We start from the raw sequence: 23571 nt of genomic DNA on the forward strand, positions 1-23571 counted from the left end.
CGGGCGGGCTGTGGTGGTGGCGGGGTGGCGACCCACGGACACGTGCCTCCCCAACTGGACGGAGCCGGGTTCAGGGCATACCCGTCTCGCACTCACACCGACAGAACAGGCCCCGTTGCCGGAGTGGCCGACGCGGGTCACCGGATGGTCCCGGTGCGTCATCGACTGATCCGACGAGCGTGAACCTTACCAGCCGAAATGTGACCTGGCCGAAGCAGTTCCGGCAGCCGACTGTAAAGAAATCGAACGGCCTGAGGACGGTCACGGCAGGTACTGAACGGCAGCCGGCTCGGCGGCTCCGGGCCGGCCCCGAGGCCGTGACCGGTGACAGACAGAAGTCGAGAGGATCGTGCAAAACTCCAAGCGGATCGGTCTACCGCCACCACCCGTCGAACGGCTGAGATAGAGGCACCCAGACCGACAAGCTTGGAGCCACGATCATGCAACTCGACCACTACCTCACCCTCGGCCGCTCGGGCCTGCGAGTCAGCCCGTTCGCCCTCGGTGCGATGACGTTCGGCGACGACCCGGGCGGGGCCGGCTGCAGCGTCGAGGAGTCGGAGAAGATCCTCGCCGCCTACCTCGACCGCGGCGGCAACTTCGTCGACACCGCGAACTTCTACACCAACGGCCACTCGGAGAAGATCCTCGGCGACTGGTTCGCGGCCAACCCAGGCCGCCGCGAGCACGTCGTCCTCGCGTCGAAGTTCTTCGGCAACATGTTCCCCGGCGACCCCAACGGCGGTGGCGCGGGCCGGACGGCGATCATCGCCCAACTCGACGAGACCCTCCGCAGACTGCAGACCGACTACCTGGACCTGTACTGGATGCACAACTGGGACCGGCACACCCCGATCGAGGAGACCCTCCGCACCCTCGACGACCTAGTCCGCAAAGGCAAGATCCGCTACCTCGGCTTCTCCAACACGCCCGCCTGGGTCACCGCGCAGGCCCAGACCATGGCGATGCTGAAGGGCTGGACGCCACTGATCGCGCTGCAGGTCGAGTACTCGCTCCTCGCCCGCACTGTCGAGGGTGAACTCGCCCCGCTAGCGCTCGATCAGGGCATGGCGCTGGTCCCCTGGAGCCCGCTGAAGAACGGCTTCCTCTCCGGCAAATACCGGCGCGACGGCCAAGTCACCGACTCCGCCCGCACCGCCTTCGTCGGCGGCCCGGGCGAAGACGACTGGCCAGTCATCGAGGCAGTCGCCACCATCGCCGAAGATCTCGGTACGACGTCCGCGGCCGTCTCCCTGGCGTGGCTGCGGGCCAGGCAGGGCGCCGTCGTACCGATCCTCGGCGCCCGCCGCCTGGAGCACCTCGAGAACAACCTGGCCGCCCTCGAGGCGACTCTCACGCCGGCCCACCTTCAGACGCTGGACGAGGTCTCGACGCCGACCTTGAACTACCCGGCGCCGATGCACGGCGCACAGCGGGCGATGCTGCAGTTCGCGGGGACAACCGTCGATGGTGAGCCGTCAGCGGTCTACCCGCCGCTGCTGCAGAGCAGCGTCCGCTACTGACGAACTGGTGGGCGCTGAGGGGATCGAACCCCCGACATCTTCCTTGTAAGGGAAGCGCTCTACCGCTGAGCTAAGCGCCCTGGTCCCGCCATGATGACGGAGCGCCAGAGTCTATCCGAGACCAGGCCCAAGACTTGCCAGCGCCTCGGCGTAGTCGTCCGGATTCCTGGCTTCGCCGAACGGGTTGACCACCGACCAGCGCACGATCCCGGCCTGGTCGACCACGAACGTCCCCCGGCCGGCACATCCCCGCTCCGCGTCGAACACCCCGTACTGCGACGCGATCGCCCCGTGCGGCCAGAAGTCGCTGAGCAGGGCGAACTCCAGCCGCTCCGACTCGGCGTACGCGCGCAGGGTGAACATCGGGTCGCACGAGATCGCCACGATCTCCGCGCCGGCGAGCAGGTCCGGCCGGTCGCGGAGCGCGCCGAGTTCGCTGGTGCAGACCCGGCTGAAGGCGTACGGGTAGAACACCAGCACGACGGCGCGCCGGCCGTGGTACTCCGACAGCCGGAACGGCTCGCCGTGCTGGCTGCGCGCGATGAAGTCCGGTGCCTGACTGCCGACCCGGGGGACGGCAGCAGTCACCGCGACGTCACCTCTTGACCCGCGGGGACTTCGGCAGCACCAGCTTGGTCGCCGACCAGTCCTCGGTCACGCTCAGGCTGCTCGTGGTGGACATGCCGGCCGTGGGAGCCGCCTCGGCGATCTCACTCGCGTCGACGTAGCCCTCCCGGCCCACCTTCGGGGTCATCAGCCAGACGACGCCGCCGGCCTTGAGGTCGGTCAGGGTCTCGAACAGGGCGTCGACCAGATCCCCGTCGTCCTCACGGAACCAGAGCAGCACGACGTCGACCGCGTCGTCCGGATCGTCGCCGGTGAAAGGTTCGCCGGTCAGTTCGGTGATGGCGTCGCGGAAGGCGTCGTCACAGTCGTCGTCGTAGCCGAGTTCCAGCACGACCGTGCCGCTCTCGAAGCCGAGCCGGCTCGCCATGTTCGGCTCGCCGCTCTTGCCGTCCGCGTGGTCCGCGGTCGCGCTCACGTGTCCTCCTCCGTCGTCCCCGGTCGCCCGGGGGTAGGCGTCAGTAGCAGTAGTCCATCGTGGCCTACCGCGTCGCGCAAGTATGCACGAGGGTTCCGTGGCGTGTCCGGTATCCGCATGTCGGACACTGTGCGTGTCCGGTGGGAACCCGCTCGGCAGAGCGGAACCGGCATGGTTGTGGATGCGAAGTAGAACGCATTCCGGTCAGGTGACAGGATTGCGAGGAGTACCGACTAGACAGAACGGCAGGACACCGTGGCTTCCGGACACGAACCACCAGCCATCATCACCGAGGGGATGCCGACCCAGCTCCCCGACATCGACCCCGACGAGACTCGGGAATGGGTCGAGTCGCTCGACGCCGTGCTGGACGAACGCGGCAAGGGCCGAGCGCGCTACCTGATGCTCAAGCTGATCGAGCGAGCCCGGGAGCGACAGGTGGGTGTGCCCGCGCTGCGCAGCACGGACTACATCAACTCGATCCCGCCCGAGCGCGAGCCGTGGTTCCCCGGTGACGAGCACATCGAGCGGCGGATCCGTGCCTTCATCCGGTGGAACGCCGCCGTGATGGTGAGCAAGGCCAACCGCAAGGGCCTGGAGGTCGGCGGCCACATCGCCACCTACCAGTCCGCCGCGAGCCTGTACGAGGTCGGTTTCAACCACTTCTTCCGCGGCAAGGACCACCCGGGCGGTGGCGACCAGGTCTTCATCCAGGGCCACGCCTCGCCGGGTATGTACGCGCGCGCCTTCCTCGAGGGCCGGCTGAGCACCGACCAGCTGGACGGGTTCCGCCAGGAGGTCTCTCGCGGCCCGCACCAGGGCCTGTCGTCGTACCCGCACCCCCGGCTGATGCCGGACTTCTGGGAGTACCCGACGGTCTCGATGGGTCTGGCCGCGCTGGACTCGATCTACCAGGCCCGCTTCAACCGGTACCTGCACCATCGCGGCATCAAGGACACCAGCGACCAGCACGTCTGGACGTTCCTGGGTGACGGCGAGATGGGCGAGCCGGAGTCGCTCGGCGCGATCGGTCTGGCCGCCCGCGAGGAGCTGGACAACCTCACCTTCGTGATCAACTGCAACCTGCAGCAGCTGGACGGTCCCGTCCGCGGCAACGGCAAGGTGATCCAGGAGCTCGAGGCGTACTTCCGCGGCGCCGGCTGGAACGTCATCAAGGTGATCTGGGGCCGCGAGTGGGACTCGCTGTTGGCCCAGGACCACGACGGCGTGCTGGTGAACAAGATGAACACCACCCCGGACGGACAGTTCCAGACGTACTCCGTGGAGTCCGGCGAGTACATCCGGAACAACTTCTTCGGCGGTGACCAGCGGCTGCAGGCGATGGTCCGCAACCTGTCCGACGAGGACCTGCGCAAGCTGCCCCGCGGCGGTCACGACTACCGCAAGGTCTACGCGGCGTTCAAGAGCGCGAAGGAGCACGTCGGGCAGCCGACCGTCATCCTGGCCCAGACGATCAAGGGCTGGACGATCGAGGCGCTGGAGGGCCGCAACGCGACCCACCAGATGAAGAAGCTCACCTCGGACGACCTGAAGACGTTCCGCGACCGGCTCTACCTGCCGATCGAGGACAAGGACCTCGAGGACGCGTACAACCCGCCGTACTTCCACCCCGGCACCGACTCGCCGGAGTACCAGTACATGATGGAGCGGCGTCAGCAGCTCGGCGGGTTCCTGCCCGAGCGCCGGGTCCGGCCGAAGACGCTGAAGCTGCCTGGTGACGACGTCTACAAGCCGCTCAGCAAGGGCAACGAGAAGACGCCGGTGGCAACGACCATGGCGCTCGTCCGGCTCTTCCGGGACCTGATGAAGGACCCGGAGATCGGGCACCGGATCGTCCCGATCGCCCCCGACGAGTACCGCACCTTCGGGATGGACTCGATGTTCCCGACGGCGAAGATCTACTCGCCGCACGGGCAGACCTACGAGGCGGTCGACCGCAACCTGCTGCTCGCGTACAAGGAGTCCGACAAGGGCCAGTTGCTGCACGAGGGCATCAGCGAGGCCGGCGCGATGGGCTCGATGATCGCGGCCGGTACGGCGTACGCGACGCACGGCGAGCCGATGATCCCGTTCTACATCTTCTACTCGATGTTCGGGTTCCAGCGGACCGGCGACCAGCTTTGGGCGATGGGCGACCAGCTCGGCCGCGGCTTCCTGGTGGGTGCCACCGCCGGCCGGACCACGCTGACCGGCGAGGGTCTGCAGCACGCCGACGGCCACTCGCCGCTGCTCGCCTCGTCGAACCCGGCCGCGGTGCACTACGACCCGGCCTTCGCCTACGAGGTCGCGCACATCGTCAAGGACGGCCTGCGCCGGATGTACGGCTACGGGCTGGACAAGGACAAGCCGTACGGCGAGGACGTCTTCTACTACCTGACCGTCTACAACGAGCCGGTCGCGCAGCCGGCCGAGCCGGAGAACCTCGACGTCGCGGGCCTGCTGAAGGGCATGTACCGCTTCGCCGAGTACCCGACGGCCGCCGGCGACGACGTACCGCGGGTCCAGCTGCTCGGCTCGGGTGTCGCGCTGCCGTGGATCCGCAAGGCCCAGACGATCCTGGCCGAGGAGTACTCGGTCGCGGCCGACATCTGGTCGGTGACGTCGTGGAACGAGTTGCGCCGCGACGCGATCGCCGCGGAGCAGCACAACCTGCTGCACCCGGACGGTGACGAGCGGATCCCGTTCATCACCGAGCAACTGAAGGACACCAAGGGCCCGGTCGTCGCGGTCAGCGACTTCATGCGCGCGGTGCAGGACCAGATCTCCCGCTGGGTGCCGAACGACTACACGTCGCTGGGCACCGACGGCTGGGGCCTGGCCGACACCCGGGCCGCCGCCCGCCGCCACTTCCAGGTCGACGCCGAGTCCATCGTCGTCGCCACCCTGGAGATCCTGGCCAAGCGCGGCGACGTGAAGCCCGAGGTCGCCGCCGAGGCGGCCCGCAAGTACCGGATCGACGACCCGACCGCGGTCGCCGGCGTGAAGCAGGAGGGCGCCGGAGCCTGAGGCTCAGCGTCGCCGAAGGGCCGTCCACCGCACTGGTGGGCGGCCCTTCGCCTGTCTACGACAAATGATGTAGATCCGGGCGGTCGCGAGTTGGGTATTGCGCCCGACGCGATCCGCCGTCCCCCGCTTCTAGCGTCGGGGACATGACTGGCGCAGGTGTTGCTCTTCTCGCGGGGACGGTTTCGACCATCCTGTTCGCGTCGAGCGCGCTGCCGATGGTGATCAAGGCGATCCGGACGAGGGACCTCTCGTCGTACAGCCTGGCGAACCTCGTGCTCGCCAACGTCGGCAACGCCGTCCATTGCATCTACGTGGTGCACCTGCCGGTCGGGCCCATCTGGGCCCTGCACGGCTTCTACGTCGTGTCGACCGGGCTGATGCTGCTGTGGTGCTTGCGCTACCGCGGTGCCACGTCGCACGACGCGCTACGCAACGAGCGGAGACTCGCATGATCACCGAACGGATCGAGACCGTCATCATCGGTGCCGGGCAAGCCGGCCTGGCCACCGGGTACCACCTGCGGAAGCGGGGCAGGCAGTTCGTCATCCTCGACAGCTCCGCCCGGGTGGGCGACAACTGGCGAGCGCAGTGGGACACGCTGCGGCTCTACACCCCGAGGAAGTACGACGGGATCCCGGGCATGCCGTTCCCCGGGGACGACAAGTGGTCCTACCCGACCAAGGACGAGGTCGCCGACTACCTGGAGTCGTACGCCGCCCGCTTCGACCTGCCGGTCCGCACCCGAACCCTTGTGGACCGGCTCGAACCGCTGAGCGAGGGCGGGTACGCCGTCACCACCGGCGAGCGCCGCATCCTGGCCGACAACGTGGTGGTTGCCACCGGCACCTTCGGCCGTACGCCGTTCCTCCCCGACTTCGCCGTCGACCTGGACCCGGCGATCCGGCAACTCCACTCCAGCGAGTACCGCCGGCCGGAACAGCTCAAGGACGGCCCGGTTCTCGTCGTCGGCGGTTCGCATTCGGGCACCGACATCGCCTACGAGCTCGCCACCACCCACTCGACCGTGCTCTGCGGTCGCGACCCCGGCCAGATCCCCGTCCGGCTGGAGAAGAAGGGGGCCCGGATCTTCTTCCCGGTGTTCCTGTTCCTCGGCAAGCACCTGATCACCAGGCGTACGCCGATCGGCCGCAAGGAACTGCGGGAGGTCCGCTACCACGGCGGCCCGATGCTCAGGGTGAAGCGCGAGGACCTGCTCGCCCGGGGCGTCGAGCGCGTCCACAACCGGGTCGTCGGCGTCGAGAACGGGCGGCCGAAGCTCGACGACGGCCGGGTGCTGGACGTCGCCAACGTGGTCTGGAGCACCGGATTCCAACAGGTGTTCGACTGGATCAAGCTGCCGGTCATCGGCGCGGACGGCTGGCCCGAGGAGATGCGTGGGGTCGTGATCGGAGCGCCCGGCCTGTTCTTCTGCGGTCTCTGCTTCCAGTTCGCGTTCAGCTCGATGGTGCTGCCGGGCGTGGGCCGGGACGCGGAGTACGTCGCCAAGCGCATCGTCGCCCGGTCCGGGGCGGTCCGGTCCACCGCTGACGCTGCCGCGTGAGGCCCACCGCGCGTACTCTCAGCAGGAGGGGGTACGCGATGGGCATCGTCGATGACCTCGAGCAGGCACGCAAGGCGTTCGAACGGCGGGACTGGGCCGCCGCCTACGACCGCCTGTCGACCGTCGACGACCTGGGCCCGGACGATTTGATGGCGTTGGCCACCGCGGCGTACCTCGCCGGTGATGACGACGCCTGCATCCGGGCCCTTCAGCGCGGTTACCAGGCCGAGGTCAACGGTGGCGACACCCTGCGAGCGGTCCGGTTCGCCTACTGGCTCGGGCTGGTGCTCAGCGTCCGCGGCGAGGCGGCGGTTGCCGGCGGCTGGGTCGGCCGGGCCCAGCGGCTGCTGGCGGATCAGCCCGCCGACGTGGTCGAGCGGGGATACCTGCTGATCCACGAGTTCTTCCGGCACCTCGACCAGCAGGACTTCCAGGGCGCGTTGCGGGTCGGCACCGAGATCACCGACCTCGGCCGCCGGTTCGCCGACCCCGATCTGGTGGCGCAGGGCCTGGTCTGTCAGGGCCGCCTGCTGATGTACTCCGGCCGGGTCCCCGAGGGCCTCGCGCTGCTGGACGAGGCGATGGTCGGTGTCGCGGCCGGCGAGCTGTCACCGATCTTCGCGGGCAACGTCTACTGCGCGATGATCGAAGCCTGCCAGGAGGTGCTGGACTTCGGCCGCGCGTCCGCCTGGACCAGCGCGCTGACCCGATGGTGCGACACCCAGCCCGATCTGGTCCCGTTCACCGGCCAGTGCGCCGTGCATCGCGGCCAGATCCTGCGGCTGCGCGGAGCGTTCGGCGAAGCACTGGAGGAGTTCGAACTCGCCCGGCGCCGGTACGCGGCCTCGAACTCGCAGGGCGCCGCCGGCTTCGCGTTGAGCGAGTGCGGCGACGTACTGCGAATCCGCGGCGACTTCGCCCTGGCCGAAACCTGCTACGAGCAAGCCTCGGGCTTCGGTTACGAACCCCAGCCAGGCCTTGCCCTGCTGTGGATCAGCCGCGGCCGGACGCCGGCAGCGGTCGCCGCGATCCGGCGGTTGCTGGCCGAGACCGGCGGCCCCGTCCAGCGATCCCGGCTACTGCCGGGCGCGATCGAGATCTTCGTCGCCGGTGACTGCCGGGACGAGGCCGAAGCGGCGGCCGGGGAACTGACGAAGATCGCGGAAGACTTCGGCTGCACGGGCCTGCGCGCGATGGCCGCGTACTGCGGGGGCCTGGTGGCGCTGGCCGCCGGCGACACCGATCGGGCTCTCCCGCAGGCACGGCTGGCGACGCAACTGTGGAACGGCCTCCAAGCGCCGTACGAGGTGGCTCGGGCGCGGGTGCTGGTCGGGCGGGCGTTCCGGGACCTGGGTGACGAGGACTCGGCAACCTCCGAACTGACCGCCGCGCTCCAGACGTTCACCGAACTCGGAGCGGCGACCTGCCGGGACGAGGTCGCGAAGCTCCTGCACCGCAACGCTCCCGGCGGCCTCACCCAGCGCGAGCTCGAAGTACTGCGGCTGGTTGCGGCCGGCAACAGCAATACGGAGGTCGCGCGGCACCTCGTGCTCAGCGACAAGACCGTCGCCCGGCACCTGTCCAACATCTTCACCAAGCTCGCGGTCCCGTCCCGGACGGCGGCCGTCGCCTACGCCCGCGAGCACGACCTGCTCTGACACTCCCCGACTGGCCGCCCACTTCGCTGCGCGCCGCTCGCGTCAAGTCAGCTTTCGGAGGGATGTGGTTCACCCAGCGGAGGGAGTTGTGGTCCGCGGCCGGTGGCGATGCTCGAGGTATGACACAGCAACCCGTACCGCGCTGGGCCAATCGGCTGGCGCATGTGATTCCGTTTCTGACGTTGCCGTCCGGGCTCTGGCGGCTGGGGCTGGTGGCGGGGTTCTCGATGGGGATGCTGGACGATCACGGGCGACCGGCTCGGCTGACGAGTACGGGTGAGGTCGTCTGGATTGTCTTCCTGAGCGTGTTCTCGGAGGCTCTCGCGCTGACCGCCTTCGGGCTGGTCAGGCCGTGGGGTGAGGTGGCGCCGCGGTGGATCCCGCTGATCGGCGGGCGGAAGGTGGCCCCGTACGCCGCGATCATTCCCGCGACGCTGGGTGCGCTGGCCCTGATCGGGATCTGGACATACGGCTTCCGGGACGTGTTCAGCGGCGCCTTCCTGCCGTTCGCCGGCGACGGGGCCGCCGCGTTGATGATCGCCTGCTACGCCCCGCTCCTACTCTGGGGGCCGGCGCTTCTGGTCCTCACGTGGGCCTACTACCGGCGCAGGAAGGCTGAAAGTCCGACAGCGGCGCGTCGGGTTTCAGCCGTGGCGTAGAGGCCATGAGCACAGCAGATGAGTTCTTCGCCGCCTCTGCTACCAACTGATTCCCGGACCCGAGGGCCACCAGATCGCAGTACTGACGCCGCTCTGATCAGCGTGAGCGGGGGCGGGGCTTCAGGCGGGTCCCGGGGAGAGTCGGTGCCGGCAGGGCGTCGCCGTCGTAGCCGGGGACCTGCGGGAAGCGCGAGGTGCCGGCCGCGTCGATGGACGCCATCCAGTCGTTGCGAGCAGCAACGATTTCGTCGTGGGAGCGGCCGATGAAGTTCCACCACATCACCAGCTCCTCCTCGAACGGCTCGCCGCCGAGCAGCAGGAAGCGAACACCGTCGCCTGCGGCAACCAACTCGATCGCAGCGCGGCCCGACCCGAAGTACGCCATCTCGCCGAACCCCGCGGTCAACTCCCCCACCCGCAGCGAGCCGTCGACCACCAGTACGGCGTACTCGAACTCCGGCGTGAGCGGCAGGCTGACGGTCCGGCCGGGCTCGACCGTCACGTCGGCGCCGACCAGCGGCGTGTACGCCGGTGCGGGCGAGGTGACCCCGCCGACCGTGCCGAGCATGACCGTGGCGCGAGCACCATCGAGCTCCAGCGTCGGCAGCTCGGCATAGGCGTTGAAGGCCGGCGGCACCGTCGACCGGGCCGCATCGGGCAGCGCGACCCACAGCTGGGCGCCGTGCAGGATCGCGGGAGCACTCGGCAACGACACCTCCGAGTGCGCGATGCCGTTGCCCGCGGTCATGATGTTCAGCTCGCCCGGCCGGACCATCGCGTGCGAGCCGACGCTGTCCCGGTGCTCGATCTCACCGGCGAACAACCAGCTGACGGTCTGCAGACTCGTGTGCGGATGCGGCGGCACGAGCATCCCGGCCGCACCCGGTACGTCGTACGAGTCGACGCGGGCGGTCAGGTCGTCGGGTCCGTAGTGGTCGACGAAGCACCACGCGCCGACCATCCGGCGGTTCTTGTTCGGCAGCAGCCGGCGCACCTTGGTCGTCCGGCCGAGCACGACCTCGCGTGCCTCGAGCATCTCCAGCACTGGGCCTTCAGCGCCTTCACCGCCACAGACACCCTCGGCCGGGTCCTTCTCCAGGTTGCTCATGATGCCGCCCATTCCAGGAGTGCCGACGATTCCCACGTGTTGACGACGCGATCGGCGCTGACCCCGCACTCTTCCGCGCGCTCGCAGCCGTAGACCTGCCAGTCCAGCTGCCCGGGCGCGTGTGCGTCGGTGTCGATCGAGAACAGGCAGCCGCTCTCGACGGCCAGCGACAGCAGCCGCTTCGGCGGGTCCAGCCGCTCGGGCCGCGAGTTGATCTCCACCGCCGTACCGAACTGCTTGCACGCCTCGAAGACCACCTCGGCGTCGAAGTCCGACTCCGGCCGCGTCCCGCGACCGCCCGTGATCAGCCGTCCGGTGCAGTGCCCGAGGATGTCGACGTGCGGGTTGGCGACCGCACGCACCATCCGCTCGGTCATCGGCTCGGACTGCATCCGCAGCTTGGAGTGCACGCTGGCCACGACGATGTCGAGCCGGGCCAGGATCTCGGTGTCGCAGTCGAGCGAGCCGTCGTCGAGGATGTCCACCTCGATCCCGTTCAGGATGGTGAACCCGTCCAGCTCGTCGGCCAGCTTCTTGTTGAGCTCGGCCACCACCTCGAGCTGCTGCAGCCGGCGCTCCCGGGACAGCCCGTTGGCGACGGTCAGCCGGGGCGAGTGGTCCGTGAGCGCCATGTACTTGTGGCCGAGCCGCGCCGCCGTACGCGCCATCTCCTCGATCGGGCTGCCGCCGTCGGACCAGTCGGAGTGCAGGTGGAGATCGGCCTGCAACTCGGCCCGCAGTACGCTCCCCGCGTCGGTCAACTCACCGGCCGCGCCCTCCAGCTTGGTCAGGTACGACGGCACCGCGCCGTCCATCGCCTCGAGAATCACCGCCTCGGTCTTCGGCCCGATCCCCGGCAGCTCAGTCAGTGTCCCGGCCCGCCGCCGAGCCCGTACTTCGGCGGCCGGCAGCGCCTCGATCGTGTCGGCGGCCCGCCGGTACGCCTTCACCCGATGCGTCGGCTGCCGATCCCGCTCCAGGAAGTACCCGATCTTCCGCAACGCCTCGACCGCATCCGCCACCCCAGCCTTGTCGCTCATGCTCCCATCATCGCGCGTCCCGCCGCAGTTGTCGGGAGAACACCAAGCTCGCCCCGCAACCGTCCGCCGGGGACGAGAGCTAGGGTCGGGACGTGGCAGCCAAGCGGACTACCAAGGCGCTCACTGCGACCGCGGCGCATGAGGCGCGGGCGGAGCGGTTGCAGGCGGCTACGGGGGCGCTGGCTACGGCGGCGATCGCGGCGATGGACGAGGAACTGCCGTGGTTCGGGAAGTTGTCGGCGCAGGACAGGTCCTGGATCGGGCTGGTCGCGCAGTCCGGCATCACCGCGTTCGTGGACTGGTTCCGCGATCCCGAGGCGCACTCGTCGATGCCGACCCGGATGTTCGGTTCGGCGCCGCGCGAGTTCACCCGGGTGATCTCGCTGCACCAGACGGTCGACCTGGTCCGGACCACCATCGAGATGATCGAGGACACGATCGGTGACCTGCTCCCCACCGACGACGTACCGGTGGTGCGCGAGGCGATGCAGCGGTACGCGCGCGAGGTCGCCTTCGCCGCCGCCACGGTCTACGCGCAGGCGGCCGAGATGCGCGGCGCCTGGGACGCCCGGCTGGAAGCGCTGGTGGTGGACTCGGTGATCCGCGGCGAGGCCGACGAGTCGGTCCGCTCCCGCGCCTCCGCCCTCGGCTGGACCGGCACCGCGACCGGTACGACGGGCTCCTCCGAGGTGGCCGTCGTGGTCGGCAGAGCCCCCGAGGCCGACCTCGGCACCGAGAACGTGGCCGACGCCGTCCGCGCGGCGGCCCGTGAAGCCGGGGCGGACGCTCTGTGCGCGATGCAGGGCGATCGGCTGGTGATAGTACTCGGTGGTACGAGTAAACCTGTCGACATCGTACAAAAGCTGGCCGGCTGGTTTGGACCGGGTCCGATCGTCGTCGGACCGGTGGTCAAGGACCTGATGTCGGCCGTCACCTCGGCTCGCGCGGCGGTCGCCGGACTCCGGGCCGCACCAGGCTGGCCGGATGCCCCGCGACCGGTCCAGGCCGACGAACTGCTCCCCGAGCGCTCCCTGTCCGGCGACGGTCACGCCCGCCGCCAACTGGCCTCGGATGTCTACGGCCCGCTCACGATAGGCGATGGAGTCCTCCGGGACACCGTCGCGGCGTACCTCGATTCCGGTGGTTCCATCGAGGCAACGGCCCGGGCGATGTTCATCCACGCGAATACTGTCCGGTATCGGCTGAAGCGTGTGGGCGAGATCACGGGCTACTCGCCGACCAATCCCCGCGACGCTTTCACGTTACGTGTCGCACTGACCCTGGGCCGCCTGCTCAACCCGGAGCCCGGAACGTACGTATTGTAGGATTCCTACAAAGTCCAGCCGGTAGAATTCGTGCTGCTTTGTAGCCCATCGGCGGCCCGGCTCAGGGAGAGTTGTCACGTGCTCGTCATCGTCGCGCCCGGACAGGGCGCCCAGACCCCAGGTTTCCTCGCGCCCTGGCTCGAGGACCCCGTGTTCGAGAACCGGCTGCACTGGCTGTCCGCGGTCGCCGGGCTCGACCTCGCCCACTACGGCACCAAGGCCGACGCGGACACCATCCGTGACACCGCGATCGCCCAGCCGCTGCTGGTCGCCTCCAGCATGCTGGCCGCGCTGGCGGTGTTCCCGCACCCCGGCGACTCGTTCACCAAGATGGGCGCGCTGGCCGGCCACAGCGTCGGCGAGATCGCCGCCGCCGTCGGCGCGGGCGTGATCAGCGCCGAGCAGGCGATGGTCCTGGTCCGCGAGCGCGGCAAGGCGATGGCCGCCGCGTCGGCGCTGACCAAGACGTCCATGACCGCGGTGCTCGGGGGAGACCGCGACGAGATCATGGCCAAGCTGGAGCAGCACGGCCTGACCGCCGCGAACGACAACGGCCCCGGCCAGATCGTCGCCGCCGGCACCGTCGAGGAACTGGCCGCGCTGGCCGAGGACCCGCCCGCCAAGACGCGGCTGATTCCGCTGTCGGTGGCCGGCGCCTTCCACACCAAGCACATGGAGCCGGCCGTCCAGACCCTGACCGGCTACGCGCGCTCCATCACCACCCACGACCCGCGCAGCAGGCTGATCTCCAACCGCGACGGCCAGATCGTGCACGACGGCCGCGACGTACTGCGCCGGCTGGTCCAGCAGGTCAACGCGCCGGTCCGCTGGGACCTGTGCATGCAGACGATGGCCGACCTGCAGGTCACCGGCATCCTGGAGATGACCCCGGCGGGCACCCTGACCGGGATCGCCAAGCGGGCCCTGAAGGGGGTCGAGACGTTCGCGCTGAAGACGCCGGACCAACTCGACGACGCCCGGGCCTTCGTGGACAAGCACGGCAGCCCGTCGGAGATCGACGCGTCGCCGACCTGGCGGCTGCTGGTCGCCCCGATGAAGGGCACCTTCACCCGGGAGGCACAGGTGAAGCGCGAGACGGGCGACACGGTCGCGGCCGGCGAGGTCGTCGCCACCGTGAAGAGCCTGCGGGACGAACTCGAGGTGCGCGCGCCGCACGGCGGCATCGTGGTCGAGTGGCTGGTCGAAGAAGGAGACCCGGTCTCCCCCGGGCAACCGTTGGTGCGACTGCACCCGAGCGCTGGGAACTGACATGGGCGGACAGATCAACACCACCACCGGAGCCGAGCACACCGCGGTCCTGGGCCTCGGCTCGTACCGGCCGCGCCGAGTCGTGACGAACGCCGAGATCCTCGAGCAGATCGACTCCAGCGACGAGTGGATCCAGACCCGCTCCGGGATCAAGGAGCGGCGCTGGGCCGAAGCGGACGAGACCGTCCTGATGATGTCGACGAACGCCGCCAAGGAGGCGCTGGCCGACTCCGGCATCGACCCGGCCCAGATCGGCTGCGTGATCGTCGCCACCGTCACGCACCTCTACCAGACCCCGGCGATCGCGACCCAGATCGCGGTCGCGGTGGGTGCTCCGACCGCCGCCGCCTTCGACGTCTCGGCCGCCTGCGCGGGCTTCTGCTACGGCGTCGCGATGGGCAGCGACATGGTCCGCGCCGGCAGCGCGAAGTACGTGCTGGTGATCGGGGTCGAGCGGCTCAGCGACATCACCGACCGGACCGACCGCAGTACGGCGTTCATCTTCGCCGACGGCGCTGGTGCCGCGGTGATCGGCCCGTCCGAGGAGGCGGGCATCGGTCCGGTCGTCTGGGGCTCCGACGGCACCCAGCACCACGTGATCAGCCAGAAGGAGTCCTGGCAGGAGGCGTCCGGCAGCTACCAGTGGCCGCACCTGACGATGGACGGCAACCCGGTCTTCCGGTGGGCCTCGTTCGAGATGGCCAAGACCGCGCAGCAGGCGCTGGACGTGGCCGGCGTGAAGCCCGAGGACCTCGACCTGTTCATCCCGCACCAGGCGAACATGCGGATCACCGACGCGATGCGCCGGACGCTGAAGCTGCCCGAGTCGGTCAAGGTGGCCCGCGACATCGAGCGCCAGGGCAACACCTCGGCCGCCTCGATCCCGCTCGCGATCAGCACCATGCGCGAGAACGGCGAGGCCAAGAGCGGCGATCTTGCCCTCATCATCGGTTTCGGCGCGGGCCTGGTCTTCGCCGCCCAGGTGATCCGGCTGCCCTGATAGATGTCCGGGCCGGCTCAGGTGGCCGAGCCCGGCGACTGCAAGCACACAGAAGAAATCCGAAAGGGAACCCAACAGATGGCCAGCACCGAAGAGATCCGCTCCAGCCTCGCCGAGATCGTCAACGAGATCGCGGGCATCCCGGTCGAGGACGTCCAGCTGGACAAGTCCTTCACCGACGACCTCGACGTCGACTCGCTCTCCATGGTCGAGGTCGTGGTGGCCGCCGAGGAGAAGTTCAGCGTCAAGATCCCCGACGACGAGGTCAAGAACCTGAAGACCGTCGGTGACGCCGTCGCGTTCATCGAGCGCGCCCAGAACGGCTGATCGAAACCTCTCGATCGTGCTGGCAGCCGTGGGGCTCACCGGGCACCTCGCCCGGTGGGCAACCACGCGGCCGGCCGGCCGCTCCGGCGCCACCGGGGTTCGCCGCGGGCGACGTCTGATCTCCCCGAAGCCCAATCACCCGATCTCTGTCCGAAGGATGAGGTAACCATGTCGAAGACCCGAGTCGTGATCACCGGGCTCGGAGCGACGACCCCGGTCGGGGGCGACGTCGCCAGCACCTGGGAGGCCCTGCTGGCCGGCCGGTCCGGCGCGAAGCTGCTGACCGCCGACTGGGTCGAGGAGCTGCCGGTCAAGATCGCCGCGCCCGCCGCCGTCGAGCCGACCGAGGTGATCGAGCGGGTCAAGGCCCGCCGCCTGGACCGCAACGCGCAGTTCGCCCTGGTCGCCGCCCGCGAGGCCTGGGCCGACTCCGGCCTGGCCGACGTCGAGCTGGACAAGACCCGCCTCGGTGTCGCGATCGCGACCGGTATCGGCGGCCTGCTCACCACCCTGGCCAACTACGACGCGCTGCGGAACGGGCCGCGCCGGGTGTCGCCGCTGGCGATCCCGATGCTGATGCCGAACTCCGCCGCCGCCAACGTGGGCCTCGAGATCGGCGCCCTGGCCGGTGTGCAGACGCCAGTGTCCGCCTGCGCCTCGAGCAACGAGGCCATCTCGCTGGCCGCCGACCAGATCCGCCTCGGCCGCGCCGACATCGTCGTCGCCGGTGGCGCGGAGGGGTCGATCGCCGGCCTGCCGCTGGCCGCCTTCGGTCAGATGATGGCGCTGAGCCGCCGCAACGACGACCCCGAGCGCGCCTCGCGTCCGTGGGACGTCGACCGCGACGGCTTCCTGCTCGGTGAGGGCGCCGGCGTGCTGGTGCTGGAGACCTACGAGCACGCGGTCGCCCGCGGCGCGAAGATCTACGCCGAGTTCGCCGGTTCCGGCATCACCGCCGACGGTCACGACATCGTGCAGCCCGACCCGACCGGCTCCGGCGCCGAGCGCGCCATGCTGCAGGCGCTGCGCGAGGGCGACCTGGCCACCGGTGACGTGGTGCACATCAACGCGCACGCGACCTCCACCCCGGTCGGCGACGTCGCCGAGTCGGTGGCGATCCGCAAGGCGCTGGGCAAGGCCGCCGACCAGGCGGTCGCGACCGCACCGAAGTCGATGATCGGGCACCTGCTCGGCGCGGCCGGCGCGGTCGAGTCGATCGCCACCGTGCTCGCCCTGCACCACCGGGTGGTGCCGCCGACGATCAACCTGGACAAGGTCGACGACGGCGTCGAGTTGGACATCGCGACCGAGCAGCGCAAGCTCGGCGACGGGGACATCGCCGCACTGAACAACTCCTTCGGCTTCGGCGGACACAACGTCGCCCTCGCCTTCAAGTCGGTCTGAGGTGGGTGAGCCGGGCGGTCCGCCCGGCTCACAGTCCAGCCGGCGCCGCTCCCCCTTCTGACCACAGGAGTTGCCCATGACCGTGGTGAATTGCGCGCCTCCGGCGCGCGGGCCATGGGGCTTGAACTCCCGGCCTTCCCTCGTCACTCCAGTCGCTTCGCTCCCTCCACTCCTCAGTCCAGGCCGGGAGGCCCCATGACCACCGCCCCCGTCAAACCGGCGAAGCTGTCGCGTGAGCAGGACCCCCGCAACCCGGTCAGCCGGCTCACGCACCTGCTCGACCCGGGCTCCCTCGAGCTGATCACCCCGGACGACCTGTCCGGCATGCTCGCGGCCCGGGGCACCATCGCCGGTGCGCCGGTGGTGGCGTTCTGCTCGGACGCCACCGTGATGGGCGGCGCGATGGGCGACGAGGGCTGCGACGTCGTCGTGAAGGCGTACCACGTGGCCCGGCAGGAGGAGCTGCCGATCATCGGTCTGTGGCACTCCGGCGGCGCCCGGCTGGCCGAGGGGGTCCTCAGCCTGCACGCCGTCGGCAAGATCTTCTACGAGATGACCCAGGCCTCGGGCAAGATCCCGCAGATCTCGGTCGTGCTCGGCCCGGCGGCGGGCGGCGCGGCGTACGGGCCGGCGTTGACCGACATCGTCGTGCTCGGACCGGAGGGGCGGATCTTCGTCACCGGCCCGGACGTGGTCCGCTCGGTCACCGGTGAGGACGTCGACATGCTGCGGCTCGGTGGTCCCGAGCCGCACGGCCGGCGCTCCGGCGTCGTCCACATCACCACCGACTCCGAGGCCGCCGCGATCGAGAAGGCCCGCCAACTGGCCGACCTGTTCGCGAACCAGGGCGACGTCTCGACCGACGTGCCCGACACCGACCTGTCCGGCCTGCTGCCGGAGTCGGCCAAGCGCGCGTACGACGTCCATCCGCTGGTCGGCGGGGTGCTCGACGAGGAGTCCGGCGTCGAACTGCACCAGCGGTGGGCGCCGAACATCGTCACCACGCTGGGCCGGCTCGGTGGCCGGACCGTCGGCGTGATCGCGAACAACCCGCTCCGGCTAGGTGGCTGCCTCGACGCGCTGAGCGCGGAGAAGGCGTCCCGCTTCGTCCGGATGTGCGACGCGTTCGGCGTACCGATGGTCGTGCTGGTCGACGTCCCGGGGTACCTGCCCGGTGTCGGTCAGGAGTGGGACGGCGTCGTACGGCGTGGCGCGAAGCTCCTGCACGCCTTCGCCGAGTCGGTCGTACCGCGGGTGACGCTGGTGACCCGCAAGACCTACGGCGGCGCATACATCGCGATGAACGCCCGGTCCCTCGGCGCGACCCGGGTGTTCGCCTGGCCGCGGGCCGAGGTGGCGGTGATGGGCGCGGTCGCCGCGATCCGGATCCTGCACCGCCGCAAGCTCGCCGAGGTGGCGCCGGAACTGCGCCCGCAGGTCGAGGCCGAACTGGCCGCCGAGCACGAGAAGATCGCCGGCGGCATCGAGCGGGCCCGGGAGATCGGCGTCGTCGACGAGATCGTCGAGCCGGCCAAGACCCGCTCCGCACTGGCCGCCGCCATCGCGACCGCCGAAGCATCCGGCCGGACCCGCGGCCGCCACGGCAACATCCCGCTCTAGCGGATCTGCCGTTCCAGAATCAGCGCAACAGAAAGGGCGCGGACCCTGAGGTCCGCGCCCCTTCACGTGGTGCGGCCGCTGTTTGCGACAACCGGGGGTGTCCCGACACCCGGTGGCCCAGCGGCCACGGCTCCTCCCACCTCGGTGAAAAGTCTGACTCCCAGCATCGGGGATAAGTCCGCGAAAAGCTGTAGGGTCCGATGCTTTCTTCAGAAGTTCTCAGGTTCGGCTCAGACCACCTGGTGCAGCCAGCGAACCGGTGCGCCGTCGCCGGCGTAGCGGAACGGTTCGAGTTCGTCGTCCCAGGGACGACCGAGCAAACGCTCGACCTCCTCGGTCAGGTCGGCCTCGCCACTGGCGGCCTTGAGCATCGCTGCCTTCAGCCGTTCCTCCGGCACCATGATGTCGCCGTGCACACCGGTGGTCGCGTGGAAGACACCCAGGGTCGGGGTGAAGGAGTAGCGCTCGCCCTCGACCCCGTTGCTCGGCTCCTCGGTCACCTCGAAGCGCAGTTTCTGCCAGCCGCGCAGAGCGGACGCCAGTTTGGCCGCCGTGCCGGCCTCAGCCTGCCACGACAGCTCGGCCCGATAGGTTCCCTGGGCCGCGGGCTGCGGGGTCCAGTCGAGTTTCACGGGCACGCCAAGGATGCCGCCCGCTGCCCACTCGACATGAGGGCACAACGCTGACGGCACCGTGTGGACGTAAAGAACGCCACGAGTCGTCGCCACCGGGACCTCCTGTGCTCGAGGGGCGCCTTCCCCAGCGTTCTCGAACAACCATTCGTCAATCCCGGACAGCGAGACCCATCTTGCACCACGGACCCCTCTGACACCAGCAACCTCGCCGTGTCAACCACATCACCGTCGTGTCGCAATCCTGAACTGTCCGGTCCGCAAACCTCAGGCGGACTCACGCACCACCAGGCGGGTCGGCAGGATCAGCGGGCTGGGCTGCTCACCGGCCATCAGCGCGAGCAGCATCCGCGCCATCTCGCGTCCGAGCGCCTGGATCGGCTGGTTCACGGTCGTGAGTGGCGGAGCCGTATGACGCGCACCGGCGATGTCGTTGAAGCCGACCACCGCGATGTCACCCGGCACCGACCTGCCGGCCTGGCCCAGCACCCGCAGCGCGCCCATCGCCATCTGGTCCGACGCGATGAACACCCCGTCGAGATCAGGAGCGCGCTCGAGCAGTCGGCTCATCGCCCGACTGCCGACGTCCTCGCGGAAATCACCGTGCTCGACAAGGCTGTTGTCGAGTCCGGCCACCGCGAGCGCGTCCTGGAAACCCTGGAGTCGCGCCATGCCCGCGCCCTCGTCCAGCCCGCCGGTGATGGTGGCGATCTTCCGGCGCCCGGACTTGACCAGGTGCTCGGTCGCCAGACGCGCTCCGCCGCGGTTGTCCGCGTCAACGTAGTACCGGGGTTCGAAGGTGAGTGGGCGGCCGCCGAAGACGACCGGTACGGAGGCCTGGTCGGCGAGTGTCGCAAGCGGGTCGTCGCCGTGCAGGGACATCAGCATCACGCCGTCGGCCTGCCTGGTGCGCAGCAACTGCTCGAGCCGGGCCTGGCCGCGGGTCGAGGTGGCGAGCGAGAGCATCAACTCCAACTCGGTCTCCTCCAGCACGGAGTTGACCCCGACCACGACCTCGGCGAAGAAGGGATCGGCGAACATGCCCGGGTCGTCCCCGGAGATCGCCAGCACGACCGCGCCGACCTGCTGGGTGGCCAGGGCCCTTGCGGTCGCGTTGGGGACGTAGCCGAGATCGTCGATGGCCCGCCGGACCGCTTCGCGCTTTGCCCGGCTGACGTGCGGCGCGTTGTTGATCACCCGCGACGCGGCCGATCGCGACACACCGGCCCGCTCGGCGACCTCGTCGAGCGTCGGTTGCCGCCTGGGCGTCTCGATCGCCACTGCGTCGTTCTCCTTCATCTCTGGACGAAAGGGTAACCCGGTCATGAGCGGACGGCGCCGTCCATGATGCCGCCGACGATGTGTCGGCCGAACAGGACGAACACCAGCAACAGCGGCACCGTCGCGATCAGCGTCCCCGAGAACATCAACGTGTAGTCCGTGTAGTACTGCGTCGCCAACTGGCTGAGCGAGAACTGCACGGTGGGGTTGTCCGCCTCCAGGATCGCCAACGGCCAGAGGAACTCGTTCCAGGTACTCATGAACGTGAACAACCCCAGTACCGCGGCGCCGGGCCGAAGCGCCGGCGACACCACCCGGACGAACAAGCCGAACGTGCCGCACCCATCCAGCCGAGCCGCTTCGATGAGCTCGTCCGGTACGGCGCGTTCGGCGTACTGGCGCATCAGGAAGACGCCGAAGGCGGACACCAGGAACGGCACGATCACCGCCTGCAGGTGGTTCTGCCAGCCGAGCTTCACCATCACCATGTAGAGCGGCACGATGCCCATCTGGACCGGCACCATCATCGTCGCGAGCACCGCCAGCAGGAGCGCGTTGCGGCCCCGGAAGCGCAGCTTGGCGAAGGCGAAGCCTGCCAGCGACGAGAAGAACACCACCGACACCGTGACGGCGACCGAGGCGATCATCGAGTTCAGCAGACCGCGGGCGAAGTGAGCTTCCTGGGCCTCGAAGAGCCTGCTCACGTTCGCACTCAGGTTGCCGCCGGGGACCAGCGGCGGCGGCAGCTGCCCGATCACGTCGTTGGACCGGGTGGCGACCACGAAGAGCCAGTAGAGCGGGAAGATCGACAGGACCAGGCTGACCAGCAGCGTCAGGTAGACCAGGCTGTTGCCGCGGGTACGCCGCCTCATTGGGTTCCGCCCTTCCAGCGGCGGGCGATCAGGGCGTTAGCCAGACCGGCGAGCACGGTCAGCAGGAAGATCATCCACGCGATCGCCGAGCCGTAGCCGTAGTCGAAGTTCTGGAAGCTCTGCTCGAACATGAACATCGCGACGGTCTGGAACTGCCGCAGGCTGCCGCCGGAGATGTCGCCCTGGCCGAACAGCAGCGGCTCGGTGAACAACTGCATGCCGCCGATCGTCGACATCACCACGGTGAAGATCAGCGCCGGCCGGATCAGCGGCACGGTGATGGATCGGAACTGCCGGATCGCGCCGGCGCCGTCCAACTGGGCGGCCTCGTAGAGATCGCGGGGAATCGCCTGGATCGCGGCCAGGTAGATCAGCGCGTTGTAGCCGGTCCACCGCCAGTTCACCATGCTCGCGACCGCGACCCAGGACGACGCCTTGCTCGCCTGCCAGTCGATCGGGCCGATGTCGACCAACCCGAGCACCCCGTTGACCAGGCCGGTGTCGCGCCCGTACAGCTGGCCGAAGACGATGGCGACCGCCGCGACCGAGGTGACGATCGGTGCGAGGACGCCGAGCCGGAACAGCAGCAGCGCGCGGATCGGCCGGTTCAGCAGTCCGGCGATGATCAACGCGAGGCACAGTTGCGGCACCGTTGACAAGACGAACAGGCCGAGCGTGTTCACCATCGCGTTCCAGAAGTCCGGATCCGCAAGCAGCCTGGAGTAGTTCCGCAGTCCGATGAACCCGGCGTCGCCGGTCAGATCCCACGAGCGCAACGACACCCAGGCCGTGTAGAGCAACGGGAAGAAGCCGAACAACCCGAACAGGACGAAGAACGGAGTGATGAACAGGTACGGCGACCCGTGCAGGTCGAGGCGGTTCCGCCAGGCAGCCGTTCTCACTTGTCGACGGCTCGCTTCGCGTCGGTCATCGCCTTCGACCAAGCCTTGTCCGGCTCGAGCTTGCCCTGCTCCACGGCGGTCAGCGCGTCGCCGATGCCGTCGCCGACGACCTGGTTGTCCGGGCCCAGGTAGACCGGGCGCAGGCTCTTGGCAGACTGGCCGAAGATCTTGCCGACCGGCGCGTTGTTGAAGTAGGCGTTCACCGCGCTCGACACCGCTGGGTCGTCGATGGCCTGCGGCGACGACGGGAAGTTGTTCTTGGCCTTGAAGGCAGCGATCTGACCCGCGGGGTTGGTCAGGAACTTCGCCAACTCAGCCGCCTCCTTCGGGTGCTTGCTCTGCGCCGGCACGGCCAGGAACGAGCCACCCCGTACTGCGCCCTCACCAGGCACCCGGGCGACGTCCCACCGACCCGCGTTCTCCGGCCCCGCCTGGTCCTTGATGACGCCGAGCATCCAGGCCGGGCAGGGAATGGTCGCGAAGGTGCCCTTCTTGAAGCCCGCGTTCCAGGCCGGACCCCACATCTGCAGCTTGCCCGACAACCCACCGTCGATCATCGCGATCGTCTGGTCCCAGGCCGCCCGGACGCCCGGGTTCGTCTCCGCGATCAGGTTGTTCTCGCGGTCGAAGTAGGTCTGGTCGCCCTGCTGCATCAGGATGTTCTGGTAGACCCCGCCCGCGGTGTCGAAGAAGCTCGACCCGGTGCTCGCGGCAACGAAGCGCTTGCCGGTGGCAAGGTAGCCGTCCCAGGTCGGCCAGAGCGCGCCGACCGCGGCCCGATCCGTCGGCAGGCCCGCCTTGGCGAACAGGTCCGTCCGGTAACACATGCCCTGGGCCCCGATGTCGGTGCCGAGGCCAACGAGCTTCTTGCCGTCCGGCGTCAGCGCCTGGTTCCACTTCCATTCCAGGAAGTTGCCCTTCAGCTCGCCGGCGCCTTGGTCGAGCAGGTTGACGAACTGGTCGGGCTTGCCCATCAGCTTGATCAGGATGCCCTCTTCCAGCGCGACCACGTCGCCGGCGCCACTGCCCGCGGTCAGCCACTGCTGCAACTTGGGCGTGTAGTCGGCCAGCTTGGCGATGTTCTCCTGCTTGACCACGATGTCCGGGTGCGACGCCTGGTAGGACTTGATCAGGTCGTCGTAGCCGAACTGCCCGAAGGTCTTGACCGTGAGCGTGACCTTGCCCGCTTCGGCCTCCTCCTCGCCGCTTCCGCAGCCGGCCGCCAGCAGGACAACCGCCGTCGCCGTGCCGACGGCAAGCGCTTTCCATAGTCGCATGACTCCACCCTTTCTCGGACCAACAAACTGGAAGCGCTCCCAGT

The 23571-nt window shown here is 69.2% G+C and carries 21 protein-coding genes and 1 tRNA gene; 12 read left to right on the forward strand and 10 right to left on the reverse strand.

What is annotated here, in order from left to right; translation table 11 throughout:
• The first annotated feature begins 440 nt into the window (after nt 1-440).
• A complete protein-coding gene (locus ABD255_RS21020; RefSeq protein WP_344216476.1) occupies nt 441-1523 on the forward strand; it encodes an aldo/keto reductase in 1083 nt (360 codons plus the stop codon).
• Between the two features lie 5 nt (nt 1524-1528).
• Here ABD255_RS21020 and ABD255_RS21025 read toward each other — a convergent pair.
• The 3 genes from ABD255_RS21025 to ABD255_RS21035 all read right to left on the reverse strand — a co-directional run bounded on the left by ABD255_RS21025 (nt 1529) and on the right by ABD255_RS21035 (nt 2565).
• Nucleotides 1529-1603, reverse strand: a tRNA-Val gene (locus tag ABD255_RS21025).
• A gap of 31 nt (nt 1604-1634) precedes the next feature.
• Nucleotides 1635-2111, reverse strand: coding sequence for a peroxiredoxin (locus ABD255_RS21030; protein WP_344216478.1), 477 nt, complete (start codon nt 2109-2111; stop codon nt 1635-1637).
• 7 nt (nt 2112-2118) lie between these two features.
• Entirely contained in the window at nt 2119-2565 is a 447-nt protein-coding gene (locus ABD255_RS21035; protein WP_344216480.1) for a DUF3052 domain-containing protein, read from the reverse strand.
• A 297-nt stretch (nt 2566-2862) separates the two neighbouring features.
• Between ABD255_RS21035 and aceE the strand changes: the two genes are divergently transcribed.
• From aceE to ABD255_RS21060, 5 genes are all read left to right on the forward strand, one after another.
• A complete protein-coding gene (gene aceE / locus ABD255_RS21040; protein WP_344216659.1) occupies nt 2863-5592 on the forward strand; it encodes a pyruvate dehydrogenase (acetyl-transferring), homodimeric type in 2730 nt (909 codons plus the stop codon).
• Between the two features lie 143 nt (nt 5593-5735).
• Entirely contained in the window at nt 5736-6044 is a 309-nt protein-coding gene (locus ABD255_RS21045; protein WP_344216482.1) for a hypothetical protein, read from the forward strand.
• A complete protein-coding gene (locus ABD255_RS21050) occupies nt 6041-7153 on the forward strand; it encodes a flavin-containing monooxygenase (protein ID WP_344216484.1) in 1113 nt (370 codons plus the stop codon). Before ABD255_RS21045 ends, ABD255_RS21050 begins: the two co-directional genes overlap by 4 nt.
• A gap of 38 nt (nt 7154-7191) precedes the next feature.
• Nucleotides 7192-8811, forward strand: coding sequence for a helix-turn-helix transcriptional regulator (locus ABD255_RS21055; RefSeq protein ID WP_344216486.1), 1620 nt, complete (start codon nt 7192-7194; stop codon nt 8809-8811).
• Nucleotides 8812-8930: 119 nt separating this feature from the next.
• Nucleotides 8931-9470 carry a hypothetical protein gene (locus ABD255_RS21060; protein WP_344216488.1) on the forward strand — a complete coding sequence of 180 codons (540 nt, stop codon included), beginning with the start codon at nt 8931-8933 and terminating at the stop codon, nt 9468-9470.
• Between the two features lie 97 nt (nt 9471-9567).
• On the opposite strand, the gene ABD255_RS21065 is transcribed toward ABD255_RS21060, so the two are convergent.
• Together ABD255_RS21065 and ABD255_RS21070 are read right to left on the reverse strand one after the other, a co-directional pair.
• Nucleotides 9568-10578 carry a pirin family protein gene (locus ABD255_RS21065; RefSeq protein ID WP_344216490.1) on the reverse strand — a complete coding sequence of 337 codons (1011 nt, stop codon included), beginning with the start codon at nt 10576-10578 and terminating at the stop codon, nt 9568-9570.
• A complete protein-coding gene (locus tag ABD255_RS21070; RefSeq protein ID WP_344216492.1) occupies nt 10575-11618 on the reverse strand; it encodes a PHP domain-containing protein in 1044 nt (347 codons plus the stop codon). The genes ABD255_RS21065 and ABD255_RS21070 overlap by 4 nt, the downstream gene beginning before the upstream one ends.
• 92 nt (nt 11619-11710) lie before the next feature.
• Between ABD255_RS21070 and ABD255_RS21075 the strand changes: the two genes are divergently transcribed.
• The 6 genes from ABD255_RS21075 to ABD255_RS21100 all read left to right on the forward strand — a co-directional run bounded on the left by ABD255_RS21075 (nt 11711) and on the right by ABD255_RS21100 (nt 18563).
• Nucleotides 11711-12943 (forward strand): PucR family transcriptional regulator, encoded by a 1233-nt coding sequence (locus tag ABD255_RS21075; RefSeq protein WP_344216494.1) that lies wholly within the window; start codon nt 11711-11713, stop codon nt 12941-12943.
• Nucleotides 12944-13021: 78 nt separating this feature from the next.
• A complete protein-coding gene (locus ABD255_RS21080; protein ID WP_344216496.1) occupies nt 13022-14212 on the forward strand; it encodes an acyltransferase domain-containing protein in 1191 nt (396 codons plus the stop codon).
• Between the two features lies 1 nt (nt 14213).
• Nucleotides 14214-15212 carry a beta-ketoacyl-ACP synthase III gene (locus ABD255_RS21085; RefSeq protein WP_344216499.1) on the forward strand — a complete coding sequence of 333 codons (999 nt, stop codon included), beginning with the start codon at nt 14214-14216 and terminating at the stop codon, nt 15210-15212.
• Nucleotides 15213-15290: 78 nt separating this feature from the next.
• Nucleotides 15291-15539 carry an acyl carrier protein gene (locus tag ABD255_RS21090; protein WP_012920191.1) on the forward strand — a complete coding sequence of 83 codons (249 nt, stop codon included), beginning with the start codon at nt 15291-15293 and terminating at the stop codon, nt 15537-15539.
• A gap of 168 nt (nt 15540-15707) precedes the next feature.
• Nucleotides 15708-16943: a beta-ketoacyl-[acyl-carrier-protein] synthase family protein gene (locus ABD255_RS21095; RefSeq protein ID WP_344216501.1), complete on the forward strand. Its 1236-nt coding sequence runs from the start codon at nt 15708-15710 to the stop codon at nt 16941-16943.
• 195 nt (nt 16944-17138) lie between these two features.
• Nucleotides 17139-18563, forward strand: a complete 1425-nt coding sequence (locus ABD255_RS21100; RefSeq protein WP_344216503.1) for an acyl-CoA carboxylase subunit beta — start codon at nt 17139-17141, stop codon at nt 18561-18563.
• A gap of 230 nt (nt 18564-18793) precedes the next feature.
• On the opposite strand, the gene ABD255_RS21105 is transcribed toward ABD255_RS21100, so the two are convergent.
• The 5 genes from ABD255_RS21105 to ABD255_RS21125 form a co-directional block, all read right to left on the reverse strand.
• Nucleotides 18794-19291: a DUF3145 domain-containing protein gene (locus tag ABD255_RS21105; RefSeq protein WP_132193951.1), complete on the reverse strand. Its 498-nt coding sequence runs from the start codon at nt 19289-19291 to the stop codon at nt 18794-18796.
• 171 nt (nt 19292-19462) lie between these two features.
• Nucleotides 19463-20494, reverse strand: a complete 1032-nt coding sequence (locus ABD255_RS21110) for a LacI family DNA-binding transcriptional regulator (RefSeq protein WP_344216505.1) — start codon at nt 20492-20494, stop codon at nt 19463-19465.
• 23 nt (nt 20495-20517) lie between these two features.
• Nucleotides 20518-21348: a carbohydrate ABC transporter permease gene (locus ABD255_RS21115; protein ID WP_344216507.1), complete on the reverse strand. Its 831-nt coding sequence runs from the start codon at nt 21346-21348 to the stop codon at nt 20518-20520.
• A complete protein-coding gene (locus tag ABD255_RS21120) occupies nt 21345-22250 on the reverse strand; it encodes a carbohydrate ABC transporter permease (RefSeq protein WP_344216509.1) in 906 nt (301 codons plus the stop codon). The genes ABD255_RS21115 and ABD255_RS21120 overlap by 4 nt, the downstream gene beginning before the upstream one ends.
• The gene (locus ABD255_RS21125) at nt 22247-23527 is read right to left on the reverse strand and encodes an ABC transporter substrate-binding protein (protein WP_344216511.1); all 1281 of its coding nucleotides are present in this window, start codon (nt 23525-23527) and stop codon (nt 22247-22249) included. The genes ABD255_RS21120 and ABD255_RS21125 overlap by 4 nt, the downstream gene beginning before the upstream one ends.
• Between the last annotated feature and the right edge of the window lie 44 nt (nt 23528-23571).

The organism is Kribbella sancticallisti, assembly GCF_039530625.1.
In the GTDB taxonomy this organism is placed as follows: domain Bacteria; phylum Actinomycetota; class Actinomycetes; order Propionibacteriales; family Kribbellaceae; genus Kribbella; species Kribbella sancticallisti.